We start from the raw sequence: 14,171 nt of genomic DNA on the forward strand, positions 1-14,171 counted from the left end.
GTCCTCTCTGTCGGACGGTTCAGCTCTGGGCGGCGCGTTCCATCCCGCGTTCGACGGCGGCGATGAGACGGGGGCGCAGCTCCGCGGCGGGGATGATGGCGTGCACCGAGCCCGTCCGGCGGGCGCGCTCGATGTCGTGGACCGCCTCGAACTCGGCGGCCACCTCGCCGAGCTTCTCGGAGCGGACGGCGCTGCGCAGGGCCGCCAGCTGCGATCGGAGGTGGGCCTGCTCGACGGCGTCGGCCGCAGCGATGGCGGCCTCCAGCTCCTTCACCCGGGGGTCGGCGCCGGTGCGCTTGTCGACCTCGCGGGCGAACACCACCGCGGCGGCCGGCGCGCCGCCGATCACCGAGGCGTAGGAGCCCTCGACGGCGAGGACCTCCATGTTGTCGTTGAGGACGCCGGAGAAGACGACGAAGGCACCACCGTGGTAGCGGGAGACGACGCAGAAGACGATCGGCCCGTCGAAGTTGGTGATCGCCCGGCCGATCTCCGCGCCGTACTCCAGCTGGATGTTGCGCAGTGACTCCGGTGACCCGTCGAAGCCGGAGAGGTTGGCCAGGACCACCAGCGGCCGGTTGCCGCTGGCCGCGTTGATGGCGCGGGCGGTCTTCTTCGACGAGCGCGGGAACAGCGTCCCCGCCGTCCACTGGTCGGGCCCGTCAGCCGGGTGGCTGCCGCGCCGCGGGATCGGCCGGGACTCCACGCCCAGGACGGTCACCGGGTGCCCGCCGAGGTGTGCGTCGAGGACGACGGAGGTGTCGGCGTCGGCCATGCCGGCCCACCGCTCGAGCACCGGGTGGTCCTGGTCGGTGACCGCGCGCATGACGGTGCGGATGTCGAACGCCTTCTTGCGCTCGGGGTTGGCCTCCGCCGAGAAGACGTCGCCGACGGTGGTGAACTCGCTGTCCGGGTGCGTGTGCGGGAAGGAGCGCACGTCCCGGTCGCGCGGGTCGGAGGTCTGCGCCGGCCGCGGCCAGCGCTCCCCCGGCGCGCGGTAGGCGTGGTCGTAGTGCCGGAACAGCACGTCCAGCGCCCCGGTGAGGTCCGGCGCCCAGTACTGCGCCTGGCCGTTGGGCCCCATGACCCGGTCGTAACCACCGATGCCGAAGTTGTCCTCGGCCGACACCCCGCCGGAGTAGTCCAGGGAGTGCTTGCCGGTGAGCACCATCGCGCTGTCCGGGGTCATGACCAGAATGCCCTTGGTGTGCATGAGCATCGTGGCCTCGGCGTTCCAGTACGGCTGGGCGCCGACGTTGATCCCGGTGACGACGACGTTGATCTCGCGACCGGCCTGGGTGAACTCGATGATCCGTCGCAGCGCGCGCGACACCCAGTCCATGTTCTCCGTGCCGCTGTCCATCGAGATGCGCGCGCCCGACGAGAGCGCGAACCACTCGACCGGGATGTCGCGCTCCTCGGCGAGATCCAGGGCGGCCACGACCCGCGCGCACTCCGGCTCGGCCACGGTGCCCAGCGCCTTGGTCGGGTCGCCGAACAAGGCCACCCGGGTCATGCCCTCCGGGTAGCGCGCCGTCGGCGTGGTCACCAGGCCGACGACGATCCCGGCCCTGTTCTGCCCGGGCGGGCGCTCCACGGGCGCGAGCCGGCCGTCGGCGTCCAGGTCGTGCTCGACCCACGAGCCCTGCGACCCGGCCAGCAGCGGCGCCAGCTCGTACGGGTAGGGCGCGCCGCGAGCCCGGGAGCTGAGCACCTTGGCGGTGTAGTCGTCCAGGACCCTGAGCGGCTCGGTCGGGCGGTCGGTGACCCGCATCTGCACCCCGGTGCCCGGGCGGGCGGAGAAGCGCAGGGCCACGTCGCGCGGCGGGCCGCCCTCCTCCGGCAGCCGGGCCAGCAGCACGATCTGGTCCAGGCCGGCGCCGTAGGTCAGCGGAGCCGCGGTGCGTGCGAACTCGGCCACCTCGGCGAGCGGCACCTCGATCGACGGCCAGGCGTACAGGTGGATGCGGTTGTTCTCCAGCGGCCGCCGGGATCGCCGCAGCGACTGCGCCCGTCGCAGGCCGTCGAGGCAGGAGGTGAGCTGCCGCTCGATCGTCGGGAACCCGACGACCGCGCCGTGCTCGTCGCGGAGCGGGGTCAGGTCGCGGACCTCGGCCATGGCGATGAACCGCTCGTCGTTCGGGTTCTCCTTCGCCGTGATGTGCAGCAGGTAGGTGTCCTCGGGGGACGGCACGCGCTCGCCCTCGAACTCCTTGAACCGCCAGATGTCCAGCCGCTGTGCGGTGAGCGGGTGCAGGCCGCGGATGACCCGCTCCTCGGCGAGCGCCGAGGCCGGGCCGCCCTCCCCTGCCGGGCTCTGTGCCCGGTCCGGCGTCGGCCGGAAGGTGACCGTCTCGACCTCCCCCTCCGGGATGCAGACCGTGACGGTGACCCGGCGGCCGGTCCGCAACGCGGGCACGCCCTCGAGCTGGCCGCGCAGCCGCTCGGAGACCTCGTCGTCGTCCGCGGGGCGGTCGGGCCAGTTCACGTAGAGGTCGACGACCACCTGCGTCGGGTCGGCGACGTCGGCCAGCGCGCCGGCCACCGACCCCAGCGCCTCGGGCAGCCGCGCGTGGTCCGTCATCAGCGCCAGCAGGTGCAGCCGGTTGCCGTTCAGGTCGAACTCCGCGGTGACGCAGGTGTCGCCGTCGAGCAACGTCGAGCGCACGTCCTCCAGGCTGCGGCTGCGGTAATAGCGGCGGGTGAGCACCTCGAGGACCGGGTCGGGGACGGCCGTCCCCCGGCCGAAGCGCTGGGCCAGCAGCCGCACCAGCGGCTCGGGGCTGGCGACCAGGGCTTCCATCCGCCGGATGCTCTCCGCGGTGTCGCCCCGCGCGCCGGCCTCGTCGAGCTCGTCGAGCAGCTGCGCGGCCCGGTCGAGGACCTCCTGCCGGGCCGCCCGGACGACGGGCTCCTCGAAGTGTCGGTAGCGCACCGCGCGGGCCAGGTCGCCGACCGACGGGTAGCGCAGCTGGGTGGCGACGACCAGCCGGTCGAGCACCTCCCCCACCTCCGCGCGCGCGGGCCCCTCGGGCAGCCGGTCGGCGGTCAGCCAACGGTCCAGCAGCGCCGAGACGGCCGGCAGCTGCTCGGCGACGCGCTGCTGGGCGAGGAACACCCGGTGCACCGCCTCGGTCAGCGCCGCGCTGGGCTCGAGGTCCTCGACCCCGTAGTGGGCCAGTGCCTGCCGCAGCCGGGCCCGGAAGGGATCCGGCAGCCCCTCCCGCTCGGCGTCCAGGGAGTGCAGGTAGGCGTGGAAGTACTCCCGCGGGCTGTGGACCTGGGTGTCGGCCTCCTCCTCCGCGCTGGCCGGGCGGTTGCGGGAGAGCTCGGAGATGTCGGCGAAGGTGACCAGGACGTCGAGCTCGGCGTGCAGCAGCTGGGCGTCGTCGGCGGGCAGCTCCTCGCGGGCGGCGGCGTACTCGGCGACCAGCCGCTTGGCGTGCCGGCCGCTGACGTCGTAGCCGGTGACCAGCGCCCGCAACGCGGCTAGCCGGTCCAGCGCACGCGCCCGCGGGTCGCCGTCCGGTGCCTCGTCGGTGCCGGGCAGGGTCACCCGCTCGCCGGTGGCCTCCTCGACGTCGCCGCCGGTCCGCTCCAGGGTCAGCAGCGGCGCGCCGGCGTCGACCTGGCTGTTGACCGCAGCCCGCACCTCGCGGACCCGGCCGGCGAACGGCGCCCGCACCGCCGTCTCCATCTTCATGCTCTCCAGGACGGCGACCGGCTGGCCGGCCTCGACCTCGTCGCCCGGCTCGACCCGGAGGGCGACGACCACGGCCGGCGCAGGGGCGCGGACCACCCCGCCGACGTCCCGGCTGACCCGGTGCGTCTCGCCCTCCACCTCGACCAGGGCGGACCCGGGTGCATCGGCGGTGACCACGGAGTACCGCCGTCCGCCGGCGGTGAGCCGGCTCTCCAGCGGGCTGAGCCGGTCGACCTCGACGTCGACGACCCGGTCGTCGAGCCCGACCCGGTACCGGTCGTGGTCCACGGTGGCCACCGTCAGCCGGTACACCTGCCCGCGCATGCCGAGCTCGATGGTGCGGCCGACCTCGTGCGGCGCCCGCGGCCGGCCGCCGCGGGCCGAGGCCAGGAAGGCCAGCCGCTCCTGCTCGACCTCCGCCTCGGCCAGGTCGAGTGCCACCTGCACCAGCGCCACCCACGCGCTGCCGGCCGGGCGGGTGGCAGCCGTGCCGGTGCGGTCCAGCCACCCCGTGTCGACGGTGCCCGCCACGACCTCCGGGCGGTCGAGCAGGTCGAGCAGGAAGGACTTGGTCGTGGTGCCGCCCCGCAGGACGACGGTGGTCTCCTGCAGGGCGCAGCGCAGCCGGGCGAGGGCCTCGGAGCGGTCCCGGCCCCACCCGATCACCTTGGCGATCATCGAGTCGTACTGCGGCGGGATGACGTCGCCGACGCTGATCCCGGTGTCCACCCGGACGCCCGGCCCGGTCGGCAGCCGCAGCAGCTCCACGCGCCCCGGCGCCGGGGCGAACCCCTGCTCGGCGTCCTCGGCGGTCAGCCGCGCCTCCACCGCGTGCCCGTTGGCCGGCGGCGGCTCGCCCTCCAGCCGGCCGCCCGCGGCCACGTGCAGCTGCAGCTTCACCAGGTCCAGCCCGGTGGTCAGCTCGGTCACCGGGTGCTCGACCTGCAGCCGGGTGTTGACCTCGAGGAAGGTGGTGAGCTGCTCCTCCGGCTGGTAGAGGAACTCGACGGTGCCCGCGCCGACGTAGCCGGCGGCGCGGACGAGCGCGACCGCGGACTCGCGCAGGGCGGCGTCCTGCTCGCGGGTCAGCGCCGGTGAGCTGGACTCCTCGATGACCTTCTGGTTGCGCCGCTGCACCGAGCAGTCGCGCACGCCGGGTGCCCAGACCGTGCCGTGCTGGTCGGCGATCACCTGGACCTCGACGTGCCGCCCGCCCTCGACCAGCCGCTCCATGAACACGATCGGGTCGCCGGAGCTCTTCTCCGCCTCGGAGCGGGTGCGGGTCAGGGCCTCCTCGAGCTCGTCCGGCGAGCGGACGACGCGGATCCCGCGGCCGCCGCCGCCGCTGCGGGCCTTGACGATGAGCGGGTAGCCGATGAGATCGGCGTGCCGCCGGCCGTCGTCCAGGCTCTCGACCGGGCCGTGGCTCCACGGCGCGACGGGGACGCCGACCTTCTCGGCCAGGACCTTGGCCTCGATCTTGGCGCCGAGCAGGCGCATCGCCTCCGGCGGCGGTCCGACGAAGGTCACGCCGAGGTCGGCGCACAGCTCGGCGAAGGCGGGGTCCTCCGCGACGAAGCCCCAGCCGACCCAGGCCGCGTCGGCGCCGCTGGCGCGCAGGGCCCGGGCCAGCTCGGCGTGGTCGAGGTACGGGGAACCGCCCCCGCTGTCGGCCAGCAGCACCGCCTCGTCGGCGGCGCGCACGAACGTCGCCCGGCGCTCGGCCTCGGTGTGCAGGGCGACGACGCGGGTCCGCGTGCCGTGCTCGGCGTTGAGCTCTCGCACCGCACGGATGAGCCGCAGCGCGGGCTCCCCACGGTTGACGACGGCGATGCGGTCGAACACCCGAGCACCTCTTCCTGTCAGCGGACCTGCGGACGGTTTCCGAGGGACTACATGTCCAGGCCGCCGTTGACGCCCCAGACCTGCCCGGTGATGTAGCCGGACGCGTCCGCGGCGAGGAAGTGCACGACGCGGGCGACCTCCTCGGGCTCGCCCAGCCGGCCGAGCGGGATCTTGCCCTTGAGGTTGTCGAGCACCTTGTCCGGCACGCTGTCCAGCATGTCGGTAGCGGTGTAGCCCGGGGTCACGGCGTTGACGGTGATGCCCAGCCCGTCGGTCTTGCCGGAGCGCTGCACCTGCATCGCGGCCTCGCGGGCTAGCGTCTTGGTCAGGCCCAGCAGCCCGGCCTTGGCCGAGGCGTAGTTCGACTGGCCGATGCCGCCCATCTCCCCGATCACCGAGGAGATCATCACGATCCGCCCGCTGCCCCGCTCGAGCATGTGCTTGAGCGCGGCCTGGGAGAGGTAGAAGGCGCCCGACAGGTTGACGTCGATGACCCGGCGCCAGTCGTCGTCGGTCATCTTGAGCACGGTCCGGTCGACGGTGATGCCCGCGTTGTTGACCAGGATGTCGAGCCGGCCGTGCTTCTCGATGACCTCGGCGATGGTCCGCCGGCAGTCGTCGGCGTTGCTGATGTCGCCCTTGTGCACCGAGAAGCCCTGGTCGGGGAAGTCGTCGCAGAACTGCTTGCGGAAGCGCTCGGCGGCCTCGTCGTTGCCGCTGTAGCCGGCGGCGACGTCGGCGCCCTGGGCGGCCATGCTGCGGGAGATGGCCGCGCCGATCCCCCGGGTGCCGCCGGTCACGAAGGCGACGCGCCCGGAGAGCTTGTCGCCGGTCCTGCTGGTCCGTTCCTGGGTCGCTGTCACCGGCTCCTCCTGAGGACTCGCGTGCACGCGTCTCGTACCTGGACCGGAGCCGGGTCCGTGCGCCAGACCGCGTCTCCGATTTCGAGTACCGGCAGCATGGTGCCGACGGGACGGCACGGCAAGACAGGGAACGACTCCGTCCGCCGACGCCCTGCACGTCGGGCCGGTGGCGGCCCGGCCCGGCCCGCGACCGCCCGGCCGGCGGTCGCGACACCTGTGGGCGTGTCCGGTACGCCCTGTCGCCGACTCGCCGTCGGACCGGCCTCCGGGTCGTGGGTCGACGGCGGGGCCGGGAGAGTGACCCGCGCTCCCGCCCCCCACGGACAGGAACGCCATGAGGACACCGACCCGCCGCACCGTGACCACCGCCGCCGCAGGGCTGACCGGCCTGTGCGCCGCGGTCCTGGTGCCGACGGTCGCCGCCCCGCAGGCCGCCGCCCACCCGGGTCCGGAACCGCACGAGTCGGTCGAGACGGCGTGGCTGACCGCGTACAGCCTGGAGGACAACTCGCCCGCCGGGACCCGTGCCACCTCCTCCGGTCGCAAGGCCGGCGGCACGGGCACCTACGACGACCCGATCACGCTCGCGGTGGGCTACGAGGGCGGCGACGAGTTCTCCGTCGGGACCGTCTTCTACGTCCCGCTGGTCCGCGCGTACTTCGTGGTGGAGGACCGCTGCGGCGCCTGCTCGGACCCCACGAGCACGGCGGACTACACCATCGACCTGTGGGTCGGCAGCGATCCGGACTCGTCCTGCATGTACGAGATCACCGGGACGCACACCGTCGTCCGGGACGCCGGTCCGGGCTGGGCGGTCGTGCCGCGGTGGGACGAGCTCGGCGCGGACTGCTGGCTGTACGGCGAGACCCCCAGGCCGGCCTGACCGGACCGCGGCGACCGCACCGCCCGGTCGGCGCGGTCGCCGCGCACCGTCGGCCGACCGGTCCGGCGGCGCGGCACCCGGCCCGGCTCGGGGAGGGTCAGCCCGACGCGGGACCCGAGGTCACGGCGGCCACCACCGCCGGGTAGACCTCCTCGGCGACCGCGCGCAGCTCGGCGTCCGTGCGGTCCTGCACCGGGTGGGGCACCAGCACGCAGGGCACCGGGAAGCCCAGCGCCACACCCTGCAGCCGCGCGGCGTCGGCGAAGGCCTCGCTGGCGAGGAAGACCCCCACCACACCCCGGCGCTCCAGGTCGGCGATGTCGTGCACACTGCACGACGTGCACGAGCCCTAGTCGGCCAGTGCCTCGACCACCACCTCGCAGTGCTCGGTGATCTCCTGGCGCAGGTCCACCGGGGCGACGCGGGCGAACGTGGGTTTGCGGTACCGGCGCACCGTGGCGCCGTGCTCGCCGAGCAGCTCCGCGAGACGATCAAGGACCACGTCGCCGCGGGCCTTGCTGATGTCGAGCAGACCCACGGTCCGGCCGTGCAGCGAGGCCGGGCGCGGCAGCAGCGCCCGCTCCGGCGGTCGGCGCTCGCCGGTGGGATCGAGGACCGTCCTCATGTCCGTACCTCCCGCGTCACCGGAGTGCTGCCCGTCTCGCCGCCGACCCAGCCGCCGACGACCGCACTGAACAACCCGGCGTCCCCGCCGGCGTGGGCCACCAGCAGGCCGCCGGGCCGGAACTTCGGCACCTCGTCGGCGGCGACCCCGGGCGGCAGGCCCTCGGCCATCCCGCCGGCCCCGCGCACCAGCTCACCGGCCGGGAGCCTCAGCAGCCCGTCCAGCTCGGCCAGCAGGCGGGGGCGGTCCCAGCCGGCCTCGCGAAGGACCCGGCCGTGCTCCGGCGAGACGACGAGCATCGCGTCGAAGGCCATCGGCAGCTTGGGGTGGGCGTTGACGCGCAGGCAGGCCGCGAACGACCGGGCCAGCGACTCGGGGTCCCGGCTGAGCTGGTCGACCACCGGCTGCACACCCGACCCCGCGAAGACGGTCACCGCGTTCCCGGGCACCCCGCGGTCGGCGGCCAGCGGGGCGAAGGGGCTGCCCTGCTCGCGCTCGGCGAAGCAGGAGCCGGTCTTGCCCGGGTTGCCCAGGGTCGCCCGGTCCACCTCACCCGGGCGTCCGCCCCCGACGTTGCGCACCACCAGCTGCAGCGCCCGGCCGATCGTGGCGTTCGCACGGTTGCCCTGGCCGAGGGCGTTGACCCCGCTGTTCATCCCGATCCGGTCGGCGACCGGCCCGTTGACGACCACGACCGGACCGGCGAAGTGGGTCGTGGCCAGCACGCCGTGCAGGGCGAACTCATCCGCGCACGCCGCCTCCAGCGCCGCCAGGACGACCGGCAGGTACTCGGGCAGGCAGCCGGCCAGCACCGCGTTGACGGCGACCTTCTCGACGGTGCAGGGCACGAGGTCCGGCGGGACGACGGCGACCACCTCACCGGGGTCGCGGGTCGTGCCGCGCAGCATCCGGAGCACCCGCTCGGGGGTGGGCGGGACGACGGGGAGCCCGTCGGTCCAGCCACGGTCGAACAGCGCCTCGTGCTCGTCCTCGAGGTCGGCGAGCTCGATCCGGCGGCTGGCCAGCCCGCTGCCGCCGTACCGCGCCTCCAGCGCGTCGATCCGAGCCGGGTCGACCGACAGCGACCCACACCCCGGCCGGTGCTCCGGCAGACCCTCCCCCAGCCCGGGGACGCCGGTCAGCGCCTCCCACTGCTCGCGACTCCAGCCGACCGTCCGCGCGGTCTCCACCCCGTCCTCGACCCGCAGCAGGGTCGGCACCGTCTCCACGTCCAGTCGGTAGGACAGCTCCAGGGCGGTGTCGTCGTGGTCGAACCAGGTCGGGTCGTCCTGGCACCACACCGCGGCACCGAGGCCGCGCAGCACCGGCTCGACGAGCACGCAGGTCGGGCACTCGCGCTTGACCACGGCGACCAACCCGTCCGGCAGCTGCCCGGTGCCGACCGAGGCCGGCTGCCCGGGCGCCGGTGTGCCCGCGACGGGCGCGGCGCGCAGAGGGGGTTCCGGGGCGTGCCGCGGCACCGCGCTCACGGGCCGGTCCCGGGCGGCGGGGGGTCGTCCTGTCCCGCGTCGTCGGCCAGCTCCCGCGGGATGCCCTCGGACGGAGCCCGGTGCCGCTCCGGGTCCAGGTCCTCCGCCAGCCGCCGCTCCACCTCGGGTGTCCCGTCCGGATCGGTCACACGGTGCGGTGTTCCCCACACCGGGGCCGCGGAACCCCGGCGGCGGCGCGGCGGACGACGTCCACGGGGACCCCGCGCAGCCGACGCCCCTGCGGACCGGCCACCACGACCCGCCCCTGGTACGGGTGCCGGTCGCCGGCGGTGGTGGTGTCCGCCGGACACCTCGGCGGGCGCGGACCGGGCCACCGGCCGGACCTCGTCCGGGACGGGGTCCGCCCGGTCGCGGTGGCGCGTCCCCGGGGTGGCGGGCGGTCGCGTACCGTGGTGTCCGGTCGCTGTTGTGCCTCTGCTTCGTTCCCGAACGTCCGCAGTCGTCTCTGCCTGACGTTCCTCTCGGTCCTGCCGGTCGGTGCGGCGACCCGGGAGCGGCGACCGTCCGTCCTGACGCGACAGCACGGAAGAGGGAACGACATGACCCAGGGCACTGTGAAGTGGTTCAACGCCGAGAAGGGCTTCGGCTTCATCGAGCAGGACGGCGGCGGCCCCGACGTCTTCTGCCACTTTTCGGCGATCAGCGGGAGCGGCTACCGGTCGCTGGACGAGGCGCAGCGCGTCGAGTTCGACGTCACCCAGGGCCAGAAGGGCCCGCAGGCGGAGAACGTCCGCGCGATCTGAGCGACGCCGGCAACGGCACCGGACCCCCACGGCTCTCCTGCCGTGGGGGTCCGGTCGTTCCCGGGGCCCGTGCTGCACCCGGGGCACCGCGGCCGGGCCGGTACGGTCTGCGGACCACCCGTCCCCGCGGAGGCGCTCGTGCCCGACCAGCCCGCCGACCCCGCGACCTGGTCGCTGCGGGCGATCGAGGCCGGGTACCGCGCCAAGGTCCGGCTGGACCGGGCGCTCTCCGCCCGCGCCCGTCGCCGTGGCTGGACGACCGCTGCCCTCGGCTACCCCGGGTACGCCGCGCAGGGCCGGGCGCGGGTGCGGGGACGGCTGCTGCTGGCTCCCGCGGGCACCGATCCGAACGCCCGCCTCGACGTCCCCGGCTGGCGCCGGCTGCTGACCCTCGAGCAGCCGCGGGGCGAGATCGACGTCACCCTGGGCGGAGCGCGGGTCCGCGCGCGTGCCGACGACGCGGGCCTGATCGACCTCACGGTGCCCGCCGAGCTGCCCCCTGGTCCGGCCGCGGCCCTGCTGCACCCGGAGGGCCGCCCGCCGGTGCCGGCACCGCTGCACGTCGCCTCCCCCGACGCGCGCCGCGGCGTCGTCTGCGACATCGACGACACGGTGTGGATCACCGGGATCCGGCACCCCCTGCGCGCCGCGTGGCGCACCTTCGCGGGCAACGGCTCCACCCGCCGCCCGGTGGCCGGCATGGCGGCGTTGCTGGTCCGGCTCGTCGAGGGCACCCCCCACGCACCGGTCGTATACGTGAGCAACGGGCCGTGGAACCTGGCCGGGCCGATCACCGCCTTCCTCGAGCGGCACCGCTTCCCCGCCGGTGCCCTGCTGCTCACCGACTGGGGGATCAGCCCGCGCGCGTGGTTCCGCAGCGGCCGGGCGCACAAGCGGGCGTCCCTGGAGCGGCTGACCGCCGACCTGCCCGGCGTGCGGTGGGTCCTGGTCGGGGACGACGGCGAGCACGACCCCGAGATCTACCGCGACTTCGCCCGCGCGCACCCGGACCGGGTCGCGGCGATCGCGCTGCGCACCGTCGCCCCGATCGGCACGGAGCCGCCGGCGACCGAGGAACGGGTCGGCCCCGTCCTCGTCGTCCGTGCCGGCGACGGCCGGGCGCTCGCCGACCTGCTCGACCGCGCCGGCCTGCTCGCCGCCCGGTCGGCCCCCCTCGGCAGCGCAGCCGGCGGCTGAGGGGTCCAGGGGGCCCTCACCCGCCGGGCGGCGGGACCAGGGGCGCGGGGACCCGTCGCCGGGCGGGGCGGCGTCCGGCTGCCGCGGCCGACAGCGCGGCCAGCGTGCGGCGCACGCCCTCCTCGTACGGGGTCGCGGGGAGCCCGAAGGCCCGGGCCGCCCGGCTGCCGTCCACCTCGAAGGGCTGCTCGAACTGGTAGACCAGCTCGGCTCCCTCCCGGGCCAGCGGCACCAGCCGGCCGAGCACCCGCACCTGTGCGGCGCTGTACCGGAGCAGCAGGAGCCGCGTCCCGGCCTGCCGGCAGGCCTCCGCGGCGAGGGCCCGGCCACTGGTCGGTGGGGGGTGCGGCACGTGCCAGACCGCCGCGTCCGACGTGTCCCGCACGCCGAGGACGGCGACCGTCCGGGCGAAGTCGTCGACGAAGGTCGGGGTCAGCGGCTGGTCCGGATCACCGAGCCAGTGCACCGGCCGGCCCCGGCGCGCGGCGCCGAACACGTTGCCGGCGATCACCGAGCGCACGCCGGGGCCGTACAGCTCCCCGGCGCGGGCGATGCTGACGCGCAGCCCTCCGTCGGCGGCAGCGTGCAGCAGCCGCTCGGCGAGCCAGGCGCGGAGGACGCCCCTGGCGCTGACCGGCCGCCAGGGGGTGTCCTCGGTCATGGCCCTGTCGACCCGGCCGTACATCCAGGTGTCGTCGGCGTAGACCAGCCGGGCGCCGACCGCCCGGGCGGCGTGCACGAGGGCGTCGGTCACCACGGGGAACTGCTCGGTCCACCGGCTGAACTCCGGCATGACGCAGTGGTGGACGGCGACGGCCCCGCGGCAGACGGCGGCCAGCGCGGCGCCGTCCCGGGCGTCGGCCGCCACGGCCTCGGCACCCGGGGTGCCGACGTCCCGGCCGTCCCGGGTCACGGCACGCACCCTGACGCCGGCCGCGTGCAGGTGGCCGACGACGAGCCGGCCGACCGCGCCCCCGGCCCCCACCACCACGTGGAGGTCGGACGGGCCGTCCGCCGGCGGCGCGGGGCGGAGGTCGGTCTCGCGGACGTCGGTCACGGAACCTCCGGGTCAGGCGGGGCGGACGGCGAGCGGCAGCCGGGAGACGGCGACCATCGTCCACGGGTTGCGGTGCTCGACCGGTTCGTCGGCGGCGAGCTCGATGTCCCGGTAGCGCTCCAGCAGCAGCCGCAGCGCGACCCGGGCCTCCAGCCGGGCCAGCGGCGCGCCGAGGCAGAAGTGCACGCCGTGCCCGAAGGTCAGGTGCGGGTTGGGCCGGCGGTGCAGCTGGAAGCGCTGCGGCTCGGCGAACACCCGCGCGTCGCGGTTGGCGGCGGCCAGCCAGGGCACCACCACCTGCCCGGCCGGGATCTGCACGCCGCCGACCTCGGCGTCGGCCGTGGTGATCCGGGCCAGCCGCGGGAACGGCGTCCGCATCCGCAGCACCTCCTCGATCGCCGCGGGGAGCAGGTCCGGATCGGCCCGGACCTCGGCCGCGGCGTCCGGGGCGTCGGAGAAGGCGACGATGCTGTTGCCCAGCGTCGCGGTCGTGGTGACGTGCCCGGCGACCAGCAGCAGCCCGACGAAGCCGACGATCTCCTCGTACGCCAGCCGCCGGCCGTCCACCTCGGCCTGGATGAGCCGGCTGGTCAGGTCGTCGCCCGGGTGCGTCCGCCGGGACCTGATGTGCTCCAGGAAGTAGGAGTTCATCTCCCGGACGGTCGGCGCCACGGCGCTCACCGCCTGCTCGCCGGCCTCCACCAGCCCCTGGTCGGGGTCGATCTCCTGGCCGAGCAGCACGTCGGCCCACCGGCGGAACAGCCCCCGGTCGGACGTCGGGACCCCCAGCAGGTCGGCGATGACGATCACCGGCAGCGGGTAGGCCAGCGCGTCGACCAGGTCGAACCGCTCCCCGGCCCGGTCCAGCAGCTCGGTGGTCAGCCCGGCGATCCGCGGCTCGAGGCCGGCCACGACCCGCGGGGTGAACGCCTGGTTGACCAGGGACCGCAGCACCCGGTGGCGCGGCGGGTCCATCCGGACGAGGTTGCCGCGCTGGAACAGCGCGAGGTCGTCCTGCGCGGGTTGCAGCGCCGTGAGGTCGGAGGAGAAGACGACCGGGTCGGACAGCACGATGCCGGCCTCCGGGTGGCCCAGCACCTGCCAGCACTGCTGCCGGTCGTCGAAGTGGACCTGCCCGTGTTCCCGGCCGGCCTCCAGCCACGCGAGGAAGTCATCGAACGTCGGTCGGGTGGTCGTCATGCGGGCTCGCTCCCCTCGGACTGGGTGGCCGCGTCCCCGGTCCGGGGAGGAACGCGGCGCGGGACCGGCCGGTGCGCCCGGCCGTACCGGGTGCGGGACGGCCGCCGGGCTCGGCCGGCAACCGGAACGCCATCGCGGTCAGCAGCACCGCGGCGACCGACACCAGGGTCAGGGTCACCGTCTGCAGGACCTCGTCGCTGGTGGTGTGGAGCAGGTGCAGGGTCCGCTGGTGGTACAGCTGGTGGGGCAGGTAGGCCACGACCGCGGCGAGGCCCGTCGCCCGGGCGAGCCAGACCCCGCCGGTCAGCAGCGCGACGAGGGCCACGACGCCGATGGCCAGGTTGCCCTGCCCGACGTCCCGGAGCAGGTGCTCGTTGTAGGGACCGTCGACGCTCACCCAGTGCCGGCCCAGACCCGGGAAGTCCTCGTAGAACGACGCCGGGGCGAGTGCCTGCCAGCCGCCGACGCCCAGGCCGAAGACCGCGAACCAGCCCAGCAGGCCGGTGACGGCTCGTCGCACGGGAGCCTCCCTCCCGGGGACCCC

Annotated in this window: 10 protein-coding genes and 1 pseudogene; 3 read left to right on the forward strand and 8 right to left on the reverse strand. The window is 75.3% G+C overall.

The genetic code is table 11. The features are described from left to right. Nucleotides 1-19: 19 nt before the first annotated feature. Complete coding sequence (locus BMW27_RS02340) at nucleotides 20-5,548, reverse strand: ATP-binding protein (RefSeq protein WP_091438442.1); 5,529 nt, start codon at nucleotides 5,546-5,548, stop codon at nucleotides 20-22. 47 nt (nucleotides 5,549-5,595) lie between these two features. After that, a complete protein-coding gene (locus BMW27_RS02345) occupies nucleotides 5,596-6,411 on the reverse strand; it encodes a 3-oxoacyl-ACP reductase family protein (protein ID WP_091438444.1) in 816 nt (271 codons plus the stop codon). Nucleotides 6,412-6,745: 334 nt separating this feature from the next. Between BMW27_RS02345 and BMW27_RS02350 the strand changes: the two genes are divergently transcribed. Then, nucleotides 6,746-7,294, forward strand: coding sequence for a hypothetical protein (locus BMW27_RS02350; protein WP_139206811.1), 549 nt, complete (start codon nucleotides 6,746-6,748; stop codon nucleotides 7,292-7,294). Nucleotides 7,295-7,391: 97 nt separating this feature from the next. On the opposite strand, the pseudogene BMW27_RS24250 reads toward BMW27_RS02350, so the two are convergent. From BMW27_RS24250 to BMW27_RS23175, 3 genes and pseudogenes are all read right to left on the reverse strand, one after another. After that, a pseudogene (locus BMW27_RS24250) lies at nucleotides 7,392-7,919 on the reverse strand (UGSC family (seleno)protein). Then, on the reverse strand, nucleotides 7,916-9,409 hold the full coding sequence (locus BMW27_RS02365) for a thioredoxin family protein (RefSeq protein ID WP_245743261.1): 1,494 nt from the start codon (nucleotides 9,407-9,409) through the stop codon (nucleotides 7,916-7,918). Before BMW27_RS02365 ends, BMW27_RS24250 begins: the two are co-directional and overlap by 4 nt. Continuing rightward, a complete protein-coding gene (locus BMW27_RS23175) occupies nucleotides 9,406-9,558 on the reverse strand; it encodes a hypothetical protein (protein ID WP_175486297.1) in 153 nt (50 codons plus the stop codon). Before BMW27_RS23175 ends, BMW27_RS02365 begins: the two co-directional genes overlap by 4 nt. A 411-nt stretch (nucleotides 9,559-9,969) precedes the next feature. Here BMW27_RS23175 and BMW27_RS02370 point away from each other — a divergent pair, with 411 nt between their 5' ends. After that, the gene (locus BMW27_RS02370) at nucleotides 9,970-10,173 is read left to right on the forward strand and encodes a cold-shock protein (RefSeq protein WP_012948522.1); all 204 of its coding nucleotides are present in this window, start codon (nucleotides 9,970-9,972) and stop codon (nucleotides 10,171-10,173) included. 138 nt (nucleotides 10,174-10,311) lie between these two features. Next, complete coding sequence (locus tag BMW27_RS02375) at nucleotides 10,312-11,370, forward strand: App1 family protein phosphatidate phosphatase (RefSeq protein WP_091439765.1); 1,059 nt, start codon at nucleotides 10,312-10,314, stop codon at nucleotides 11,368-11,370. Between the two features lie 16 nt (nucleotides 11,371-11,386). On the opposite strand, the gene BMW27_RS02380 is transcribed toward BMW27_RS02375, so the two are convergent. Genes BMW27_RS02380 through BMW27_RS02390 form a run of 3 tightly spaced genes read right to left on the reverse strand, consistent with a single transcriptional unit; the run spans nucleotide 11,387 to nucleotide 14,147 of the window. Next, a complete protein-coding gene (locus tag BMW27_RS02380; protein WP_091438453.1) occupies nucleotides 11,387-12,427 on the reverse strand; it encodes an NAD-dependent epimerase/dehydratase family protein in 1,041 nt (346 codons plus the stop codon). 12 nt (nucleotides 12,428-12,439) lie between these two features. Next, complete coding sequence (locus BMW27_RS02385; RefSeq protein ID WP_091438456.1) at nucleotides 12,440-13,627, reverse strand: cytochrome P450; 1,188 nt, start codon at nucleotides 13,625-13,627, stop codon at nucleotides 12,440-12,442. Next, complete coding sequence (locus tag BMW27_RS02390; RefSeq protein WP_091438460.1) at nucleotides 13,599-14,147, reverse strand: hypothetical protein; 549 nt, start codon at nucleotides 14,145-14,147, stop codon at nucleotides 13,599-13,601. Before BMW27_RS02390 ends, BMW27_RS02385 begins: the two co-directional genes overlap by 29 nt. Between the last annotated feature and the right edge of the window lie 24 nt (nucleotides 14,148-14,171).

Source organism: Geodermatophilus poikilotrophus (assembly GCF_900111455.1).
Taxonomy (GTDB): Bacteria; Actinomycetota; Actinomycetes; order Mycobacteriales; family Geodermatophilaceae; genus Geodermatophilus; species Geodermatophilus poikilotrophus.